The 261-nt window shown below is 47.1% G+C and carries 1 pseudogene; it reads left to right on the top strand.

The features are described from left to right. Nucleotides 1-261: pseudogene (locus tag F0Q32_RS26010) on the top strand (hypothetical protein); the annotation flags it as partial.

The following is a 261-nucleotide window of genomic DNA, read 5'->3' on the forward strand; positions in this document are numbered from 1 at the left end:
GATAACAACCATGATGAGGATGGCAACATGGCAAAATATTATGAAAACTGGAAAGTCGGAGGTATGAGCACCGACGATGTGGAACGGTGCAAAACCTTCTTTGACCAGGGAACAGAAATCTTTCCCGGAGCTGACCGGAAGCTCGCTTACCGACTTTGCTGGCTCGGACACTGGCTGATTAACAGCCGCCGCTGGTTTTTTCTGGACGATAACAGTATCAGCGTTCAACAAGCCGTTAAGTTTGCTCTTATTCATCAACAT

It is taken from the genome of Pseudocitrobacter sp. 73, from assembly GCF_008369545.1.
Lineage (GTDB): Bacteria > Pseudomonadota > Gammaproteobacteria > Enterobacterales > Enterobacteriaceae > Pseudocitrobacter > Pseudocitrobacter vendiensis.